Source organism: Streptomyces sp. SID14436 (assembly GCF_010548465.1).
Lineage (GTDB): Bacteria > Actinomycetota > Actinomycetes > Streptomycetales > Streptomycetaceae > Streptomyces.
Genome location: NZ_JAAGMD010000480.1, coordinates 1 through 19181, shown reverse-complemented (window position 1 = coordinate 19181; position 19181 = coordinate 1). Strand labels below are relative to the sequence as shown.

Annotated in this window: 18 protein-coding genes and 1 pseudogene; 13 read left to right on the top strand and 6 right to left on the bottom strand. The window is 72.9% G+C overall.

Annotated elements, in window-relative coordinates; genetic code table 11:
- Positions 1-649 (bottom strand): annotated as a pseudogene (locus G3I53_RS16575) (hypothetical protein); the annotation flags it as partial.
- 213 nt (positions 650-862) lie between these two features.
- A complete protein-coding gene (locus G3I53_RS16570; protein WP_164338543.1) occupies positions 863-1216 on the bottom strand; it encodes a PLD nuclease N-terminal domain-containing protein in 354 nt (117 codons plus the stop codon).
- Positions 1217-1302: 86 nt separating this feature from the next.
- Between G3I53_RS16570 and G3I53_RS16565 the strand changes: the two genes are divergently transcribed.
- Positions 1303-2760, top strand: coding sequence for a menaquinone biosynthesis decarboxylase (locus G3I53_RS16565; RefSeq protein WP_164338542.1), 1458 nt, complete (start codon positions 1303-1305; stop codon positions 2758-2760).
- The gene (mqnP, locus tag G3I53_RS16560; RefSeq protein ID WP_164338541.1) at positions 2757-3662 is read left to right on the top strand and encodes a menaquinone biosynthesis prenyltransferase MqnP; all 906 of its coding nucleotides are present in this window, start codon (positions 2757-2759) and stop codon (positions 3660-3662) included. Before G3I53_RS16565 ends, mqnP begins: the two co-directional genes overlap by 4 nt.
- Before the next feature lie 49 nt (positions 3663-3711).
- Here the strand turns inward: mqnP and G3I53_RS16555 are convergent, their stop codons facing one another.
- Positions 3712-4317, bottom strand: coding sequence for a rhomboid family intramembrane serine protease (locus tag G3I53_RS16555; RefSeq protein WP_164338540.1), 606 nt, complete (start codon positions 4315-4317; stop codon positions 3712-3714).
- A gap of 100 nt (positions 4318-4417) precedes the next feature.
- Here G3I53_RS16555 and G3I53_RS16550 point away from each other — a divergent pair, with 100 nt between their 5' ends.
- From G3I53_RS16550 to G3I53_RS16520, 7 genes are all read left to right on the top strand, one after another.
- Positions 4418-5101 carry a flavoprotein gene (locus G3I53_RS16550; protein ID WP_205077338.1) on the top strand — a complete coding sequence of 228 codons (684 nt, stop codon included), beginning with the start codon at positions 4418-4420 and terminating at the stop codon, positions 5099-5101.
- A 106-nt stretch (positions 5102-5207) separates the two neighbouring features.
- The gene (locus G3I53_RS16545) at positions 5208-5666 is read left to right on the top strand and encodes an Lrp/AsnC family transcriptional regulator (RefSeq protein WP_164338539.1); all 459 of its coding nucleotides are present in this window, start codon (positions 5208-5210) and stop codon (positions 5664-5666) included.
- A 93-nt stretch (positions 5667-5759) separates the two neighbouring features.
- On the top strand, positions 5760-6923 hold the full coding sequence (gene mqnE / locus G3I53_RS16540) for an aminofutalosine synthase MqnE (RefSeq protein WP_164338538.1): 1164 nt from the start codon (positions 5760-5762) through the stop codon (positions 6921-6923).
- 471 nt (positions 6924-7394) lie between these two features.
- Positions 7395-7919 (top strand): GNAT family N-acetyltransferase, encoded by a 525-nt coding sequence (locus G3I53_RS16535; RefSeq protein WP_164338537.1) that lies wholly within the window; start codon positions 7395-7397, stop codon positions 7917-7919.
- A 106-nt stretch (positions 7920-8025) separates the two neighbouring features.
- Entirely contained in the window at positions 8026-8331 is a 306-nt protein-coding gene (locus tag G3I53_RS16530) for a DUF4229 domain-containing protein (protein ID WP_164338536.1), read from the top strand.
- Between the two features lie 348 nt (positions 8332-8679).
- Complete coding sequence (locus G3I53_RS16525) at positions 8680-10002, top strand: dicarboxylate/amino acid:cation symporter (RefSeq protein ID WP_164338535.1); 1323 nt, start codon at positions 8680-8682, stop codon at positions 10000-10002.
- A 132-nt stretch (positions 10003-10134) separates the two neighbouring features.
- A complete protein-coding gene (locus G3I53_RS16520) occupies positions 10135-10848 on the top strand; it encodes a TetR/AcrR family transcriptional regulator (protein WP_164338534.1) in 714 nt (237 codons plus the stop codon).
- Here G3I53_RS16520 and G3I53_RS16515 read toward each other — a convergent pair.
- Together G3I53_RS16515 and G3I53_RS16510 are read right to left on the bottom strand one after the other, a co-directional pair.
- The gene (locus G3I53_RS16515) at positions 10818-11690 is read right to left on the bottom strand and encodes a MaoC/PaaZ C-terminal domain-containing protein (RefSeq protein WP_164438486.1); all 873 of its coding nucleotides are present in this window, start codon (positions 11688-11690) and stop codon (positions 10818-10820) included. The two genes, G3I53_RS16520 and G3I53_RS16515, sit on opposite strands and share 31 nt — an antisense overlap.
- A 5-nt stretch (positions 11691-11695) precedes the next feature.
- Positions 11696-13009: a 3-oxoacyl-ACP reductase gene (locus G3I53_RS16510; RefSeq protein ID WP_164334707.1), complete on the bottom strand. Its 1314-nt coding sequence runs from the start codon at positions 13007-13009 to the stop codon at positions 11696-11698.
- A 109-nt stretch (positions 13010-13118) separates the two neighbouring features.
- Here G3I53_RS16510 and G3I53_RS16505 point away from each other — a divergent pair, with 109 nt between their 5' ends.
- The gene (locus G3I53_RS16505) at positions 13119-14414 is read left to right on the top strand and encodes an acetyl-CoA C-acetyltransferase (protein ID WP_164438485.1); all 1296 of its coding nucleotides are present in this window, start codon (positions 13119-13121) and stop codon (positions 14412-14414) included.
- 244 nt (positions 14415-14658) lie between these two features.
- Positions 14659-16575 carry a long-chain fatty acid--CoA ligase gene (locus G3I53_RS16500; RefSeq protein WP_164335470.1) on the top strand — a complete coding sequence of 639 codons (1917 nt, stop codon included), beginning with the start codon at positions 14659-14661 and terminating at the stop codon, positions 16573-16575.
- A 265-nt stretch (positions 16576-16840) separates the two neighbouring features.
- Here G3I53_RS16500 and G3I53_RS16495 read toward each other — a convergent pair whose 3' ends face one another.
- The gene (locus G3I53_RS16495; RefSeq protein WP_006133199.1) at positions 16841-17044 is read right to left on the bottom strand and encodes a cold-shock protein; all 204 of its coding nucleotides are present in this window, start codon (positions 17042-17044) and stop codon (positions 16841-16843) included.
- 344 nt (positions 17045-17388) lie between these two features.
- Between G3I53_RS16495 and G3I53_RS16490 the strand changes: the two genes are divergently transcribed.
- Complete coding sequence (locus G3I53_RS16490; protein WP_164335468.1) at positions 17389-18237, top strand: menaquinone biosynthesis protein; 849 nt, start codon at positions 17389-17391, stop codon at positions 18235-18237.
- 73 nt (positions 18238-18310) lie between these two features.
- A partial coding sequence (locus tag G3I53_RS16485) for a serine/threonine-protein kinase (protein ID WP_164438484.1) occupies positions 18311-19181 on the top strand: 871 nt, incomplete at its 3' end.

The window sequence follows — 19181 nt, the reverse complement described above, 5'->3', positions numbered from 1 at the left end:
GCAGGCCGGCCGCCCACCGCGACGGGACGGCCGGCATCCGGCCCAGCCGCTCCCGCACGGCCTCCCGGTGCAGGGGCTCCCACGCGTCCCGGACCGCCCGCACGGCCCGCTCGTGGTCCCCGGAGACCTGCTCGGCCGCCTCCCGGAGCCGTTCCGCGCGGCGCAGGACATCGCGTTCCGCGCGGTGCAGGACGCCCGCGCGCACGCCGCTCGTCCGGGTGGCCGACCGGACGGTGCCGCCCATGGCGCCGACCAGCGTGAGCAGCACCCCGGCTGTGACCAGCACGTCGGACACGACGGTCGCCCGGCTGCCGTCGTCCTGCTCCAGCGAGTACAACTCGCCCCGGTCCGGCCCCTCGGCGACCACGAAACCCGTGTCCCAGGCGAGGTCCGTACCCGGCCGGTACGCGGGGGCCTTCAGCACCGGGTCCCGCTCGGGATCGCAGAGGTAGGAGCCCTCACGCGTGCCGGAGGCGAACGGGTCGGACCACCGCACCTCGCAGGTCCCGTCCGGTTCCTCCCGCAGCACGGTCAGGTCGACCTGCTTCAGTTCGGGGAAGCCCGGGGTCGCCCACCACACGCCGAACGACACCGTGACCAGCAGCAGCCCGAGCACCACCACCCACCGGAAGACAGGCATCCGTCCCATTCCGGCTCCCCCCGCCGCCACCGCGTCGTGCGGCCCAGCCTGCCGGATCCGACACCCCGTCAGCCAGGACCGCCACCGGCAGAGAAGAAGGGCCGGGCCCTTCCGGGGCCCGGCACCGTGGTCAGGGGCAGGGAGTCGCTGCGGGGCCCGCCCGGTCCGGGCGGGGAGCGCAGGGGGGCCGGGGGAGGCGTGGGCCCGTCCCGGACGGCGGGGTCAGTCGCCGCGGTCCTGCTTGCCCTTGTCGCCGTCCTCGTCGCGGTCCTTCGCCGGCTTGTCCTCGTTGAGGGACTTCAGGAACTCCGGGTTGTCGTCCGGGGCCACCCACTGCCGGCGGCCACCGCCGCCGAGGCTCCAGGGGGAACCGGCCGCGCCGGGCGTGCCCGCGGGGTGCCGCTTCTTCCCGGCGAGGATCCACGAGATGGACCCGACCAGCGGGAACAGCAGCACGAGGATCGCCCACAGCGGCTTGGGCATGTGACGGATGTCCTCGTCCTTCGTGCTGATGCAGTCGATGAACGCGTAGACGCTCAGAGCCAGCGGGACGAGGAACATCAGCACCCGGAGCATGGGCCTCTCCAGAGAAGGGGTCGTGGGGACATCGGCACAGCCCCCAGGTACAGGGCCAGGGTAACCGCTCGGGGATACTTGACCCCATGGCTTACGACGATCTTCGTTCCCTGCTCAGGGCGCTGGAGCGCGAGGGCGACCTCAAGCGGATCAAGGCAGAGGTCGACCCGCATCTGGAGGTCGGTGAGATCGTCGACCGGGTGCAGAAGGCCGGCGGTCCCGCCCTCCTCTTCGAGAACGTGCGCGGCTCCAGCATGCCGCTCGCGATGAACGTGTACGGCACCGACCGGCGGCTGCTCAAGGCGCTCGGTCTGAAGTCGTACAGCGAGATCAGCGACAAGATCGGCGGGCTGCTCAAGCCGGAGCTGCCGCAGGGCTTCGTCGGCGTGCGCGAGGCGTTCGGCAAGCTGGGCGCGATGACGCACGTCCCGCCGAAGAAGGTGAAGTCCGGCGACGCGCCGGTGCACGAGGTCGTCCTCACCGGCGACGACGTGGACCTGGACCAGCTCCCCGCCCTGTTCACCTGGCCCAAGGACGGCGGCTCCTTCTTCAACCTCGGGCTCACCCACACCAAGGACCCCGAGACGGGCATCCGCAACCTCGGCCTGTACCGGCTGCAGCGCCACGACAAGCGCACCATCGGCATGCACTGGCAGATCCACAAGGACAGCCGCAACCACTACCAGGTGGCCGCCCGGCGGGGTGAGCGGCTGCCCGTCGCCATCGCCTTCGGCTGCCCGCCGGCCGTCACCTACGCCTCCACAGCGCCGCTGCCCGGCGACATCGACGAGTACCTGTTCGCGGGCTTCCTCCAGGGCAAGCGGATCGAGATGGTCGACTGCAAGACGGTCCCGCTCCAGGTGCCCGCGCAGGCGGAGGTCGTCATCGAGGGCTGGCTGGAGCCGGGGGAGATGCTCCCCGAGGGGCCCTTCGGCGACCACACCGGCTTCTACACCCCGCAGGAACCGTTCCCCGCACTGACGATCGACTGCGTGACGATGCGCAAGCGTCCGCTGCTGCAGTCCATCGTCGTCGGCCGCCCGCCGACGGAGGACGGGCCGCTGGGCCGCGCCACGGAGCGCTTCTTCCTCCCCCTGCTGAAGATCATCATCCCGGACATCGTGGACTACCACCTGCCCGAGGCCGGCGGCTTCCACAACTGCGCGATCATCTCGATCGACAAGAAGTACCCCAAGCACGCGCAGAAGGTCATGCACGCCGTCTGGGGCGCCCACATGATGTCGCTGACCAAGCTGATCGTGGTCGTCGACGCCGACTGCGACGTGCACGACCTGCACGAGGTCGCCTGGCGGGCCCTCGGCAACACCGACTACGCCCGCGACCTCAGCCTCGTCGAGGGCCCCGTCGACCACCTCGACCACGCCTCGTACCAGCAGTTCTGGGGCGGCAAGGCGGGCATCGACGCGACGAAGAAATGGCCCGAGGAGGGGTACACGCGCGACGGGGGCTGGCCCGACATGGTCGAGTCCGACCCCGAGACCGCCGCCAAGGTGGACCGCCGCTGGAAGGAGTACGGACTGTGACCTCGGCCTCCGCCGCACTGCCACGGCAACCGGGGCGCACCCGGGCGTTCCTGCGCCTGGTCATGATCGAGCACTCGGTGTTCGCGCTGCCCTTCGCCTACATCGCCGCCCTGACGGCGATGTACGAGTGGGACGCGAACATCCACTGGGGCCGCCTGCTGCTGGTCACCCTCGCGATGGTGGGCCTGCGCACCTTCGCGATGGCCGCCAACCGGATCATCGACCGCGAGATCGACGCCCGCAATCCCCGCACCGCCCAGCGCGAACTGGTCACCGGCGCGATGTCCGTCAAGCACGCCTGGACGGGCGCGCTCATCGCGCTGGCGGTGTTCCTGGGCGCGGCGGCCCTGCTGAACCCGCTGTGCCTGGCGCTGGCGCCCGTCGCGATCGTCCCCATGGTGGTCTATCCGTACGGGAAGCGGTTCACCGACTTCCCGCAGGCCATCCTGGGGATCGCCCAGGCGATGGGCCCCATCGGAGGCTGGCTGGCCGTCACCGGTTCCTGGTCCTGGGAGGCGGTCGTCCTGGGCCTCGCGGTCGGCATCTGGATCGGCGGCTTCGACCTGATCTACGCCTGCCAGGACGTCGACGCCGACCGCGAGATCGGCGTGCGGTCGGTGCCGGCGCGCTTCGGCATCCCGGCCGCCATCCGGGGCGCCCGCGCCTGCCATGTCGTGACGACCGCCCTCTTCGCCTGGTACGCGGTCCTCACCGGCGCCGGGCTGTTCTTCTGGCTGGGCCTGCTGATCGTCGCCGGCGCCTTCGTCTACGAGCACACCATCGTGCGCCCCCACGACCTGACCCGCCTGAACCGGGCGTTCTTCAGCGTCAACGGCTTCATCGGGATCGCCCTGTTCGTGTGCGCGCTGCTGGACCTGCTGGTGCGCGGCCTCACCCCGTAGCCCGCCCCGGCTGTCCCGCCCGGACCGGGGCGCCGGGCGGACGGCGGTGTCAGACGGCGGCCCCGAGCCCGCGCCCTGGCCGGCGCCGGAACAGGAACGCCGAGGCCACACCCGCCAGCAGACCTATGAGGTGGCCCTGCCAGCTGACCCCGCTCTGGCCGGGGGCGATGCCCGCGAGGACGGAACCGCCCCAGACCGCCGCCACCAGCACCCCGACCACGACGCCCAGTGGGCGGCGCTCGACGAAGCCGCTGCACACCAGGAAGCCGAAGAGGCCGAAGACGACCCCGGACGCGCCCGCCGTGTTGGTGCCGGCCGGGGCGATCAGCCAGACGCCCAGACCGTCGCACACGATGATCAGCGCGCACACGGCGGCGAACCGGCGCAGGCCGCCGAGGGCCGCGAGGAAACCGAGCACCAGCAGCGGCACGCTGTTGGAGGCGACGTGCCCGAAGCCGAAGTGGACGAAGGCACTGGGCACCACGTCGACCAGCTCGCCCGCGCTGCGCGGGCGGACGCCGAAGCCGTCCAGCCGGTGCCCCGACGCCGCGTCGACCACCTCCAGCAGCCACAGCAGCGCCACCCAGGCCACCATCACCACGGCGGCCGTCCTCGCCCGCTCGCCCCTGGACCACTGCCTGACCGTCCCGGACATGGTCACCCCCCCGCCCGATCGCCGTACCCGCTCCCGTCCCGAGAACGCACGGGCCCCCTTGGGCGGTTCCCCCGCCGCGCCGCCGGATAGGCTCGGTGTCGTGAACCATCTCAAGCCAGGAGAGACGACGCGCACACCTTGGATCGTGGGGGTGTCCGGGGCCTCCGGCACGCCTTATGCGGCCGCTGTTCTGCGTGCGCTCCTCCAGGCCGGGGAGAGCGTCGACCTCGTCGTCAGCCGGGCCTCGCGGCTCACCCTGCTGGACGAGACCGGCGTCTCCTTCCGGGACGCCCACTGGCGCGACGACCTGCGGCAATGGCTGTCCCGTGGGGCGGACGGCAAGCCGGACACGTTCGCCGTGGACCTCGACGACGTGCGGTACTGGCCCGCCGGCGACCTCGCGGCGGGGCCGTCCTCGGGGTCGTACCCGAGCAAGGGCATGCTCATCGTGCCCGCCTCCACGGCCTGCGTGGCCGGGGTGGCGCTCGGCCTGTCCAAGGACCTGCTCCAGCGGGCGGCGAGCGTGACCCTGAAGGAGGGGCGCCCCCTGGTCGTGGCCGTACGGGAGACCCCGCTGGGCGGCCCGACGCTGCGTCAGCTGGTCGCCCTGGACGACGCGGGCGCGACCGTGCTCCCGGCCTCGCCGGCGTTCTACGCGGGCGCGACCCACATCCAGGACCTGGTGGACTTCGTCGCCGGACGCGTCTTGGACGCCGTGGACGTCGAGCACCGGCTCTACCGCCGCTGGGAGGGCGAACTCGGCGGGGGCTCCCGGACGCACTGACCGCACCCCGCCCCGCCCGGCGGCCGGCGCCCTCCCGCCGACCCTCCCCCCACCCCTTCTCAGGAACCTCCACAACTTCTCGACCTCATCGGAAGGCTTCGATCGCATGGACGCGGTGGACAGGCAGCTCATCCAGGCCCTGAGAGAGAACGGCCGGGCCTCCTACGCGGAGCTGGGGCGTCTCGTCGGCCTGTCGGGACCCAGCGTCACCGACCGCATCAACCGGCTGGAGGCGGCCGGCGTCATCACCGGCTACCGCGCCACCGTGAACTCCGCCTCGCTCGGCCTCGGCGTCACCGCCCTGATCGGCATCTCGCTCTCCGACGCAGCCGACCACGAGGACGTGGCGCAGCGCCTGAAGGACCTCCAGGAGATCGAGGACTGCTGGTTCATCGCCGGGGACGACTCCTTCATGATCAAGGTGCGGGCGGCCGACGTGGACGGTCTGGAACGGATCATCCGCCGGCTGTCCGGCACCAACGGCGTCTCCCGCACCCGCACCACCATCGTGCTCTCCACGAAGTGGGAGAACCGCGTCGGCGAACTGCCCGAGGAAGAGGCGTAGCCGGGGGCGCGCAGCCCCCTGCGGGGGTCCCCCGACGCCCGGCGGGCGGGGGCGTACGGTTGGTCGGAGTTGTCTCAGGAGAGAGGTGTCGGCATGGACGTCGGGCTCAAGCGTGAGCTGGAGGAGAAGGTGAGGGCGGGAGTCCGCCTCACCCGCGAGGACGGCATCGCGCTGTACGAGTCGGACGACCTGGCCTGGCTGGGCGGCCTGGCGCACGAGGTGCGGACGAAGCTGAACGGCGACGTCGTGCACTTCAACGTCAACCGGCACCTCAACATGACGAACGTGTGCACCGCCTCCTGCGCCTACTGCTCCTTCCAGCGCAAGCCGGGCGAGAAGGACGCCTACACGATGCGCATCGAGGAGGCGGTCAAGCTCGCCAAGGAGATGGAGGGCGACAACCTCACCGAACTGCACATCGTCAACGGCCTCCACCCCAACCTGCCCTGGCGCTACTACCCGCGCTCCCTGCGGGAGCTGAAGGCGGCGCTGCCGCACGTGTCGCTGAAGGCCTTCACCGCCACGGAGATCCACCACTTCGAGACCATCTCGGGCCTGTCCGCCTCGGAGATCCTCGACGAGCTGATCGACGCCGGGCTGGAGTCCCTCACCGGCGGTGGCGCGGAGATCTTCGACTGGGAGGTCCGGCAGCACATCGTGGACCACCGCACCCACTGGGAGGACTGGTCCCGCATCCACCGGCTGGCGCACGAGAAGGGCCTGAAGACCCCGTGCACCATGCTCTACGGCCACATCGAGGAACCGCGCCACCGCGTCGACCACGTGCTGCGGCTGCGTGAACTCCAGGACGAGACCGGCGGCTTCCAGGTCTTCATCCCGCTGCGCTACCAGCACGACTTCGTCGACATGAAGGACGGCAAGGTCCGCAACCGGCTCCAGGCGCGCACCTCGATGGCCACCGGCGCGGAGGCGCTGAAGACCTTCGCGGTGTCCCGGCTGCTGTTCGACAACGTGCCGCACGTCAAGGTCTTCTGGGTGATGCACGGCGTCAACACCGCCCAGCTCGCCCTGCAGCACGGAGCGGACGACATGGACGGCTCGGTCGTCGAGTACAAGATCACGCACGACGCGGACAACTTCGGCACGCCGGACAAGCTGACGCGGGAGGACCTGCTGGAGCTGATCCGGGACGCGGGGTTCCGCCCGGTGGAGCGGAACACCCGCTACGAGATCATCCGCGAGTACGACGGCCCCGACCCGGCCCGCCGCGAATCCCCGCAGCCGATGCGAGTCTGAGCCGCCGCCCCCGGTGACCCCGTCCAGGGGGCTCCCGCCCCCTGGACCCCCGGCCCTCGCCCCCCTCACAAGCCAAGGACCACCCCACCCCACCTCAGGGGCGCGGGGAACTGCGCAAGGACCTCGGCCCAAACGCACCCGCACCCGGCCCGGATGTCCGGCCCCTTACGGCGAGGCCGTTCTTCAGGGGCGCGGGGAACTGCGCAAGGGACCTCGGCCCCGCACGCACCCGCACCCGGCCCGGATGCCCGGCCCTCACGGCGAGGCCGTTCTTCAGGGGCGCGGGGAACTGCGCAAGGGACCTCGGCCCCGCACGCACCCGCACCCGGCCCGGATGCCCGGCCCTCACGGCGAGGCCGTTCTTCAGGGGCGCGGGGAACTGCGCAAACGACCTCAGCCCCGCACGCACCCGCACCCGGCGCACCCGGGTGACCCCCGCGAACCCCCCGAGGTAAGGGCTACCATCGCCACATGCCACTTACCTTCACCCTCGACCCCCCGGTCACCCCCGCCCTGCGCGACGGCATCCTCGACCTGTGGGCCGACGTGACGAACGCGGGCGGGGCCGTCGGCTTCGTGCCGCCCGTGGACCGGGAGCGGATCCGGCCCGAACTGGTCCGCCAGTTCGTGGCCATGGCGGAGGAACGCTCCCGGCTGCTCGTCGGGCACGACGAGGACGGCCGGGTGGCCGCCACGGCCTTCCTCACCCTCAACAGCCACCGCCTGATGACCCACTGGCTGTGGCTGTACACCGTGATGGTCCACCCCCGCCACCAGGGCAAGGGCTACGGCCGCGACCTCATGGCCGCCGCCGAGCGCGCCGCCCGCGGCATCGACGGCATCGAGGCCGTCCGCCTCACCTGCCGCGGCGGCCTGGGCCTGGAGCGCTTCTACGCCTCCTGCGGTTACAAGGAGGTCGGCCGCGTCCCCGGCGCGATCCGGGTCGGCCCGGACGACGACCGGGACGACGTCATCATGCTGCTGCCCCTCACCTGAGCGCCGGCCCGCCCACCCCCGTGCAAGATCCCCCGCGGCCCGTGCTTCACTGGAGGACGTTCCATAAAGGGACGTTCCGGCCGTCCGACACGGAAGAGTGGATCTGATGCTCCGCTACACACTGATGCGCCTCGGGATCTTCGTGGGCTGCCTCGTGGTCGTCTGGGGCCTCGTCTACTCGGGCCTCGCCCCGCGCGGCCTGGGCGACTCCAACGGCCTGTGGATCATCCTGCTCGCCATGGTGCTCTCCGCCCCGATCAGCTTCGTCGCCCTGCGCAAGCAGCGCGACATCGCCTCCGAGGGCATCGTGCGCAAGGTCGACCGGGTCAAGGCCAACCTGGAGGCCAACCGCAACCAGGAGGACGTGGCCGACGACGCCGCCCGCAGCGAGGGCCGCGCACAGACCTCCTGACCCGCCCCGCACCGACTCCCGCCCCCGCCGGACGCGTTACGTCCGTCACAGGCGGGCCGCCGCCCCGCCGCGCCCCGGTCTCCGAATCGCCTGGGCACCGGGGCGCTTTGCGTTGTGTGGTCAGCATGCGCCCCCCGCCTCTCAAAGTGAGGCTTTGGGACTCTCAAAGTTCAGGTGTTACGGTCTCCGGGTGAAGTCAGCAGCCGTGTTCCCCACGCCCCGGAGAGTTCCGCTCGTGGCGCGCCTGCACGTGGACCTCTGCCGGGTGACCACCGCGAACTGTCGACCCTGACGTTCCGCCTCACCGGTTCCACGTCCTCTTCCCCCACCGCGTCCCCCCATCGGAGCATGTCCGTGTCCACGAACACGAAGTCCTTCCGGCTGCCCTTCAAGGCGCCGTTCTGGGCCCAGATACTCGCCGGCCTCGTCCTCGGCGTCCTGCTGGGCTGGCTCGCCCGCAGCCAGGACGTCTCCTGGCTGGTCACCACCCTCGAGAAGGTCGGCGGCACCTTCATCGGCCTGCTGAAGCTGGCCGTCGCCCCCCTGGTCTTCTTCGCGATCCTGGTGTCCATCACCAACCTGCGGAAGGTCAACAACGCGGCCCGCCTGGCGTCCCGCACCCTCCTCTGGTTCATGATCACGTCGCTGATCGCGGTGGCCATCGGCCTCGTCATCGGCCTGGTCACCAACCCGGGCGCGGGCACCGGCCTGACCCCCGCCGACGGGGCGAAGCCCGAGAAGACCGGCTCCTGGATCGACTTCCTCACCGGCATCGTCCCCACCGACGTCATCACGCCGTTCACCGAACTGAACGTGCTCCAGATCGTCTTCATGGCCGCCGTCGCCGGCATCGCCGCCCTCCAGCTCGGCGAGAAGGCGGAGCCCATCCTCACCCTCAGCGAGTCGGTCCTCACGCTGCTCCAGAAGGCCCTGTGGTGGGTCATCCGCCTCGCCCCGATCGGCACCGCCGGCCTCATCGGCAACGCCATCGCCACCTACGGCTGGGACCTGATCGGCCAGTACGCGACCTTCACCGCCGACATCTACATCGGCTGCCTCATCGTGATGTTCGGCGTCTACCCCGCCCTGCTCGCCGGCGTCGCGAAGATCAACCCGCTGCAGTTCTTCAAGGGCGCCTGGCCCGCCATCCAGCTGGCCTTCGTCTCCCGCTCCTCCGTGGGCACCATGCCGCTCACCCAGAAGGTCACCGAGCGCCTGGGCGTGCCCCGCGAGTACGCGTCCTTCGCCGTGCCGTTCGGCGCGACCACGAAGATGGACGGCTGCGCCGCGATCTACCCGGCCATCGCCGCGATCTTCGTCGCGCAGATCTTCGACGTCCCGCTCGGCGTCGGCGACTACCTGCTGATCGCTTTCGTCTCGGTGGTCGGCTCCGCCGCCACGGCGGGCCTGACCGGCGCGACCGTCATGCTGACGCTCACGCTGTCCACCCTCGGCCTGCCGATGGAGGGCGTCGGCCTGCTCCTCGCGATCGACCCGATCCTGGACATGATCCGCACGGCCACGAACGTGGCCGGCCAAGCGCTGGTACCGGTCCTCGTCTCCGCCCGCGAGGGCCTGCTGGACCGCGACGCCTACGACTCGGTCCACTCGTCCCCGGTGGACGAGGACACGCCGGCCGACGCGTCCCGGCAGGTGCCGGTCCCGGCCTGACCGCCGGCGCGCCGCGCCCGCTCCCGGTCCGTGCCCGCGGGCTCCCCGACGAGGGGGCCCGCGGGCACGGGCGTGTCCGGGACGCCCCGGTGCCGGACGGAGCCGGGGCGGGGGACCCGTACGCTAATCCGCATGGGTGCCGTGAAGACCAAGCGGATGCCGCGTGCGGTCCGTGAACAGCAGATGCTGGACGCCGCCGTGCGGACCTTCGGCCAGCGGGGGTACATGGCCGCGTCGATGGACGAGATCGCCGAACTGGCGGGTGTGTCCAAGCCGTTGGTCTATCTGTACCTGAACTCCAAGGAGGACCTGTTCACCGCCTGCATCCGGCGCGAGGCGCAGGCGCTCACCGAGGCGGTGCGGGCCGGTGCGCGTCCGGGCCTGCCCGCGGACCGGCAGTTGTGGTCGGGGCTGACGGCCTTCTTCGCGCACACCGCGCGGCACCCGGACGGCTGGGCCGTGCTGCATCTGCAGGCCCGCACGCACGGTGAGGTGTTCGCCGCCGAGGTGGCGGCGATGCGGGCGGAGATCGTGGCGTTCGTGACGCAGCTGATTCTGGCCGCCGCGCGGGAGGCGCACCGGGATCCGGATCTGCCGGAGCGGGAGGTGTCGGGGCTGGCGGAGGCCCTGGTCGGTGCGGCCGAGTCGCTGGCCGACTGGGCGAACGCCACCCCGGGGGCGACGGCCCGGCAGGCGGCGGCGACGCTGATGAACTTCGCGTGGGCCGGGCTGGGCAACCTGATGACGGGTGCCGTGTGGTCGCCGCCCGAGGAGGAGGGCGGCGACGCGGGGGACGGGGACGAGGGCGGTCCCCGTCAGGCGGGGCGGACGTCGCCGGTGAGGTGAAGCCGGCCGTCGGGGCCGCGCAGGGCGAAGCGGCTGCCGTCGGACGCGTGGGTCACCGTGCCGGGCAGCGGGACCGGTGCGCGGAAGTCCGCCCGTACGGCGGCCGCTCCGGGGAGCGGTTGGGCGGCGAGGCAGCGGGCGGCGGTCCACATGCCGTGGGCGATGGCGCGGGGGAAGCCGAACGGGCGGGCGGTGAGCGGGTGCAGGTGGATGGGGTTGCGGTCGCCGGAGGCGGCGCCGTAGCGGCGGCCGAGGCCGGCGGGCAGGTGCCAGGTGTCGAGGGCGGGCAGTTCCGCGTGGTCGTCGTCCGCCGGGCGGGGGTGCGGCGCCGGGCGGGTGCCGTCGGGGACGGCGTGCCGGGCGAGGTAGGTGCTGCGTGACTCCCAGGTGAGGGCCCCGTCGGTGCGGAGTTCGGTGACGACGGCGGCCTCGGTGCCGCGGCGGTGCGGCAGCAGTTCCTCGACGTACACGGTGAGTTCGTGTGCGGCGGTGGCGGGCACGGGGTGGTGCCGGGTGATGCGGATCGAGGTGTGGACGAGCCCGAGCAGCGGCAGGGGGAAGGCGCGCCCGCTCATCAGCCGCATGGCGGTGGGGAAGCCCAGGACGTGGGGGTAGGTGACGGGCAGGTGGTCGGCGCCGACGGGGAAGCCGCAGACCCGTTCGTAGGCGGCCAGCCGGGCGAGGTCCACGCGCAGGCCGGGCAGGACGAGCCGGGTGGGCGGGAAGGCGGCGTCGGGGCGGGGGCGTTTGAAGGGGGAGAGCAGGGCACCGCGCAGCAGCAGGGGGGTGAGGGCGGGGGAGCCGGCGAGGACGCGGGCGGGGGTGCCGGGGGCGGAGGTCATGGTGGTCACGCTCCGAGCAGGCTCTGGCCGCAGACGCGGACGATCTGGCCGTTGACGGCGCCGGAGCCGGGGTGGGCGAGCCAGGCGGTGGTCTCGGCGACGTCGGCCGGGAGGCCGCCCTGGGCGAGGGAGTTCATGCGGCGTCCGGCCTCGCGGATGAAGAGGGGGACGGCGGCGGTCATCCTGGTCTCGATGAAGCCGGGTGCGACGGCGTTGACGGTGACGCCGTGGGCGGCGAGCGCGCGGGGGGCCAGGGAGCGGACGAGGCCGATGATGCCGGCCTTGGCGGCGCCGTAGTTGGTCTGGCCCGCGTTGCCGGCGATGCCGGCGATGGAGGAGGTCGCCACGATGCGTCCGCCGGGCCGCAGGGCTCCGGCGTCGAGCAGGGTGTCGGTGGTGCGCAGCACGCTCGCCAGGTTGACGTCGAGGACGGGGGTCCAGCGGTCGGCGGGCATGTTGGCGAGGCGGCGGTCCCGGGTGATGCCGGCGTTGTGGACGAGGATGTCGAGGCCGTCGGGGAGGGCTTCGAGGATGCGGCGGCCGGCGTGGGCGGCGGTGATGTCGAGGGTGAGCGGGGTGCCGCCCAGGCGTTCGGCGAGGCGGGCGGCGTCCTGTTCGGCCTGCGGGACGTCGAGCACGACGACGTGGGCGCCGTCGCGGGCGAGGGTTTCGGCGACGGCCTCGCCGATGCCGCGGGCGGCGCCGGTGACCAGGGCGGTGCGTCCGGTCAGCGGCTGTTCGTCGGTGCCGGGGCCGGGGGTGGTGTCCGGGGCGGTGCCGATGTCGATGACCTGGCCGCTGACGTAGGCGGACTTGGGGGAGAGCAGGAAGCGCAGGGTGGATTCGGCGGCGGCGGCGGTTCCGGCGAGGCGGACGAGGTTGACGGTCCTGCCCCGGCCGGTCTCCTTGCCGAGGGAGCGGGTGAGGCCCTCCAACGCCTGTTGGGCGGCTGCCTGGTGGTGGTCGTCGGGGTCCGGGGGTGTGCCGAGGACGACGATGCGTCCGCTCGTGGTGACGGAGCGGACGACGGGGTGCAGGGCGGCGTGCACGTCGGTGAGGGCGTCGACGTCCCGTATTCCGGTGGCGTCCAGGACGACGGCGGCGGGGTGTCCGTCGTCGTCGGTGCCGAGTCCGGTGCGGGCGAGGACGGGGGCGAGGTCGAGGGCGGAGGTGCCCGCGGTGAGGTGGAGCAGGCCGCCGTCGAGGCCGGGCCCGCCGGGGGTGTGGCGGGTGAGGGCGGCGGGCCGGGGGAGGCCGAGGCGGCGGGTGAGGAAGCGGCCGGGGGCGGTGCCGGTGAAGCTCAGGTAGCGGTCGGCCATGTGCGACTCCCAGCGGGTTCATGGGGGCTCGCCAGGGGGCCGCCCCGTGCTTACTCTGGAGTAAGGTTACCGGAGGTTATCCTAGGTCACGGGTGAGGAGCAGGTCGAGATGAGTCCCCAGAAGCCGGACCGGGCGACCGCGGTGCGGCGCGTCGCGGTCGTCGCCGGCAGCCGCGTCCCGTTCGCCCGCTCCGACGGCCCCTACGCCACCGCCTCCAACCAGGAGATGCTCACCGCCGTCCTCGACGACCTGGTCGGGCGGTACGGCCTGGAGGGACCGGGCGCGGTGGACGAACTGGTCGCCGGCGCCGTCCTCAAGCACAGCCGCGACTTCAACCTCGCCCGCGAGAGCGTCCTCGGCTCCCGGCTGGACGCCCGCACCCCCGCATACGACATCCAGCAGGCGTGCGGCACCGGGCTGCAGGCCGTGATCGCCGCCGCCAACAAGATCGCCCTGGGGCAGACCGAGGCGGCGATCGCGGGCGGCGCCGACACGGCGAGCGACGCGCCGCTCGGCGTCAACGACGAGCTGCGCCGGGTGCTGCTGGCCGCCCGCCGGGCCCGCTCGGCCGGTGCCCGGCTGAAGGCCCTCGCCCGGGTGCGCCCCCGTCACCTGGTGCCCGACATCCCGCGCAACGCCGAGCCGCGCACCGGCCTGTCGATGGGCGAGCACGCCGCCGTGACCGCGCGGGCGTGGGGCGTCACCCGGGAGGCCCAGGACGAACTGGCGGCGGCCAGCCACCAGCGGCTGGCGGCGGCGTACGAACGCGGCTTCTTCTCTGACCTGGTGGTGCCCTTCCGCGGGCTGGACCGCGACCAGAACCTGCGCCCCGGCTCGACCGTGGAGAGCCTCGCGCGGCTCAAGCCCGTCTTCGGTCTCGACGGCCCCGCCCCGACCATGACGGCGGGCAACTCCACCCCGCTCACCGACGGCGCCGCCCTGGTGCTGCTGGCGAGCGAGGAGTGGGCCGAGGCGCGCGGCCTGACCCCGCTGGCGTACCTGACCACGTACCGGACCGAGGCCGTGGACTTCGCCGCGGGTGATGTGGCGGGCGGCGAGGACGGCCTGCTGATGGCCCCCGCGCACGCGGTCCCGCGGATGCTGGAGCGTGCCGGGCTGGGCCTGGACGACTTCGACCTGATCGAGGTCCACGAGGCGTTCGCCTCCCAGGTGCTGGCGACCCTGGCGGCCTGGGAGAAGCGGGGCCTCGGCCCGGTCGACCGCGCCCGGCTCAACGTGGCCGGATCGTCCCTCGCCACCGGCCACCCCTTCGCCGCCACGGGCGCCCGCATCGTGGCCACCCTGGCCAAGCTGCTCGCCGAGCGGGACGCGCCGGGCCGGGGCCTGATCTCCGTCTGCGCGGCCGGCGGCCAGGGGGTGACGGCCGTCCTGGAACGCCTCTGACCGGGCCCGCGGCCCGTCCGGCCGGGCGGACGTGAGCCACCCTCAGGTAACCCCCGAGACTGCACACCCCCGGCCCCGGACCGTCCCGGAACCCGCACGAACCCGTCACGTCCGAGCCGTACGATCCCGATCCGACCGGTGGCCGCGCCCCTTCCTCGCGCGCCGCCGCTGAGCGCCTCGGCGTGCGAGGCCCGTACGTCGTGGCAGCACGCAGTTCCCCACTGCACGCCCCTGGAGCCGCCCCGTGTCCCCTGCGTCCTTCTCTCCCGCCCCCGGTGACGCGCACGGCGCCCCCGCCCCGGCCGAGACCGAGACCCGTCGCCTCGACGGCGTGGTCCGCGAGGCGTCGGTGCCGCCGCTCGCCCAGCCCGTGCGCCACGGCTCGCTCGCCGACCTGCCCTACGACAACGCGTACGCGGCACCGGACGAGGTGGTCCTCAGCCGCCGGTCGGCGGACGGCGACTGGTCGGACGTGACGGCCGCCGGCTTCGCCGACCAGGTGCAGGCGGTCGCCCGGGGCCTGATCGCCGAGGGCCTGATGCCGGGCGACCGGGTCGCCGTCATGGCCCGGACGATCTACGAGTGGACGGTCCTGGACTTCGCGGCCTGGGCGGCCGGACTGGTCACCGTGCCCGTCTACCCCACCTCCTCGCCGTACCAGGCCCGCTGGATCCTGCACGACTCCGGCGCGGTCGCCCTGATCACCGAGAGCGCCGAGCAGGCCGCCGCCCTCGGCCCGGAGTTCGCCCACCTGCCCGACCTGCGGCACGTGTGGATCGTGGAGAAGGGCCACGTGGAGCGGCTGGCGGAGGCCGGCGCACACCTGCCGGACCAGGAGGTGGAGGTGCGCCGGGGCGTGCTCGGCCCGGACACCCTCGCCACGCTCGTCTACACCTCGGGCACCACGGGCCGCCCCAAGGGCTGCGCCCTCACCCACGGCAACTTCTTCGCCGAGGTCGACAACGCGATCGAACTGCTCTACCCGGTCTTCCGGGCCCGGACCAGCGAGGAGGCGTCCGTCCTCCTCTTCCTGCCGATGTCGCACATCTTCGGGCGCATGGTGGCTGTCGCGTGCGTGCGGGCCCGGGTGCGTCTCGGGCACGCGCCCAGCCTGAAGCCGGAGGACCTGCTCCCGGACCTGGCCGCCTTCCGGCCCACCTGCCTGCTGACCATCCCCTACATGCTGGAGAAGGTCTTCAACTCCGCCCGGGCCCGCGCGGAGGCGGGCGGACGCGTGTCCACCTTCGACCGCGCGGCGTCCGTGGCCCGCCGCTACGGCGAGGCGGTCGACGCCCGGCAGACCGGCCGGGGGCCCGGCCCGTCCCGCGCACTGAAGGCCGCCCGCGCCTTCTACGACCCGCTGGTCTACCGCAAGCTGCGCAACGCCATGGGCGGCCGGGTCCGCTACGCCATCAGCGGGGGCTCCCCGCTCGGCCGCCGCCTCGGCGCCTTCTACGCGGGCGCGGGCATCGACGTCTTCGAGGGCTACGGCCTGACGGAGACCACCGCCGCCACCACCATCACGCCCCCCGACCGGCCCCGCCTGGGCACCGTGGGCCGGCCGCTGCCGGGCACCCGGGTGCGCATCGCGGCCGACGGCGAGGTCCTCGTCGCGGGGGAGCACGTGCTGCGCGGCTACTGGGACCCCCGGGCCGGGGGAGTCGTCCCCGCCGCGCCCGGCGGCTGGCTCGCCACCGGGGACATCGGGCAGCTCGACGACGAGGGCTACCTGACCATCACCGGCCGCAAGAAGGAGCTGCTGATCACCGCGGGCGGCAAGAGCGTGGCCCCGGCCCCGCTGGAGGACTGGCTGCGCTCCCACCCGCTGATCTCCCAGGTCATGGTCCTCGGCGACGCCCGCCCCTACGTCACGGCCCTGATCACCCTGGACCCGGACGGCATCACCCACTGGCGGCGCATGAACGGCAGGCACCCGGTACCGCCGGAGCTGCTGGCCGACGACGCGGAACTGCTCGCGATCCTCCAGCGCGCCGTCGACGAGGCCAACAGGATGCTCTCCCGCCCCGAATCCATCCGCCGTTTCGCCGTTCTTCCCGTGGACTTCACGGAGGCGGCCGGACATCTCACGCCGTCGATGAAGCTGCGGCGCGAGGCGATCATGCGGGACTTCGCGGACGAGGTGGAGGCGCTGTACGCGTGACGGCCGGCCGGGTGGCAGGAGCACTCCGCCGTACGACGGGCCGGCGCCGGGAATTCCTCCGGACGGAGGGCCCGGGAACGGAAGAACGTGCCGGGAATTCACCCGGCGGAAGAGGCCGTACGGGTGACGGGCGGGGACGGCGGGCCGGACCCGGGCGGTAGCGGCGGGGAAGGGCCGGGGGGAATGCGGAAAGGCAGGAGCCCCGTCGCCGGACGGCGCGGGGCTCCTTGGGTACTGCTAGTCGTTCCCGGATCGGAGGATCGGGTCAGGCCGGGGTGACGTTCTCCGCCTGCGGGCCCTTCGGGCCCTGCGTGACGTCGAAGGTGACCTGCTGGTTCTCCTCAAGGGACCGGAAGCCGGTCGCGTTGATCGCGGAGTAGTGGACGAAGACGTCGGGGCCGCCGCCTTCCTGGGCGATGAAACCAAAGCCCTTTTCGGCGTTGAACCACTTCACGGTTCCGGTAGCCATAAGCCCTCCTTGGGCTCAAAGGGTTGCCCTGCTCCAGAACCAGCAAGTGTGAAGACCAATTCCGCACAACTGCATACGTCTGAGAACGACGAGAGCCCGCGGTCACATGCTCCGCAGGCTCTGTACTGCAAGGGAAACCAAACTGCAACTTGCGACGAGCCTAGCACGGGGGCGCCCCAGCGCAATAGAGGTCAAGATCACGTCACCCGAATGTTTGAATGCCCCCTCTGGCACTCCCGTCACGCCCCCCGGGGGCCCGTCCGCGGAGCCTTTCCCGCCGGGGTCTTCCGGTGACGGGCGGGGCGGCCGGTCCGCCCGTCACGGGCGGGGGCTAGCCTCGCGATGTGGACAATCCTCGCACCCGGCCGCGCGTCGGCCACATCCAGTTCCTGAACTGCCTGCCCCTGTACTGGGGGCTGGCGAGAACGGGCACACTCCTCGACTTCGAGCTGACGAAGGACACCCCGGAGAAGCTCAGCGAGAAGCTGGTGCAGGGCGAACTCGACATCGGGCCGATCACCCTGGTCGAGTTCCTCAAGCACGCCGACCAGCTGGTCGCCTTCCCCGACATCGCCGTCGGCTGCGACGGCCCGGTGATGTCCTGCGTGATCGTCTCGCAGGTCCCCCTGGACCGGCTGGACGGGGCCCGGGTCGCGCTCGGGTCGACCTCGCGGACCTCCGTACGCCTGGCGCAGCTCCTGCTCGCCGAGCGCTACGGCGTCCGGCCCGACTACTACACCTGCCCGCCCGACCTGAGCCTGATGATGCAGGAGGCCGAGGCGGCCGTCCTGATCGGCGACGCGGCCCTGCGCGCCAACATGCTCGACGCGCCCCGCTACGGGCTCGACGTGCACGACCTGGGGCGGCTGTGGAAGGAGTGGACGGGGCTGCCGTTCGTCTTCGCGGTCTGGGCGGCGCGCCGCGACTACCTGGAGCGCGAGCCGGTCATCACCCGCAAGGTGCACGAGGCGTTCCTCTCCTCCCGCAACCTCTCCCTGGAGGAGGTCGGCAAGGTCGCCGAGCAGGCCGCCCGCTGGGAGGACTTCGACGAGGAGACCCTGGCGCAGTACTTCACCACGCTCGACTTCAGCTTCGGCACCCCGCAGCTGGCGGCGGTCGCGGAGTTCGCCCGCCGGGTGGGCCCGACGACCGGCTTCCCGGCGGACGTGAAGGTCGACCTGCTGCACCCGTGAGCGGCGGACGGCCGCCCACTACCCTGCTGAGGGTTCCGGCGCACCAGGCGTGACGGGGGAGGGGGTGGACGCCATGCGGCCGCTCGACGTCGACGAACCCACGGTGGTGGGGCCCTACCGGCTGCTCGGCCGGCTCGGCTCCGGCGGCATGGGCCGGGTCTACCTGGGCCGCAGCGCCGGCGGGCGCACGGTCGCGGTGAAGATCGTGCACCCGCACTTCGCGCTCGACGAGGAGTTCCGGGCCCGGTTCCGGCGCGAGGTCGAGGCCGCGCGCCGGGTCGGCGGCGCCTGGACGGCCCCCGTCCTGGACGCGGACCCCGACGCCCGGGTGCCGTGGGTCGCCACGGCCTACGCGGCCGGACCCTCCCTCGCCGCGGCCGTGACGGAGGACGGCGCCCTGCCCGACGCCACGGTCCGGGCGCTCGGCGCCGGGCTGGCCGAGGCGCTGACGGCGGTGCACGAACTGGGCCTGGTGCACCGCGACGTGAAGCCGTCGAACGTGCTCCTCACCCTCGACGGCCCGCTGCTCATCGATTTCGGCATCGCCCGGGCGACGGACGGCACGGCCTCCCTCACCTCGACCGGCGTCTCGATCGGCTCGCCCGGCTACATGGCGCCCGAGCAGATCCTCGGCAAGGGCGTCACGGGCGCGGCCGACGTGTTCTCCCTGGGCGCGGTCCTCGCCTACGCGGCGACCGGCGCCTCCCCCTTCCCCGGCGACTCCTCCGCCGCGCTGCTCTACAAGGTGGTCCACGAACCGCCCGAACTCGGCGGCCTGGACGGTGACGTGCGGGCCCTGACGGAGGCGTGCCTGGCCAAGGACCCGGCCGCCCGCCCCTCCCCGGCCGAGGTGGCCCGGCGGCTCGCTCCGGACGGCGCGGCCCGGCTGGTGGCGGGCGGGTGGCTGCCCGGCCCGCTGGTTGAGCAGGTCAGCCGGGGCGCCG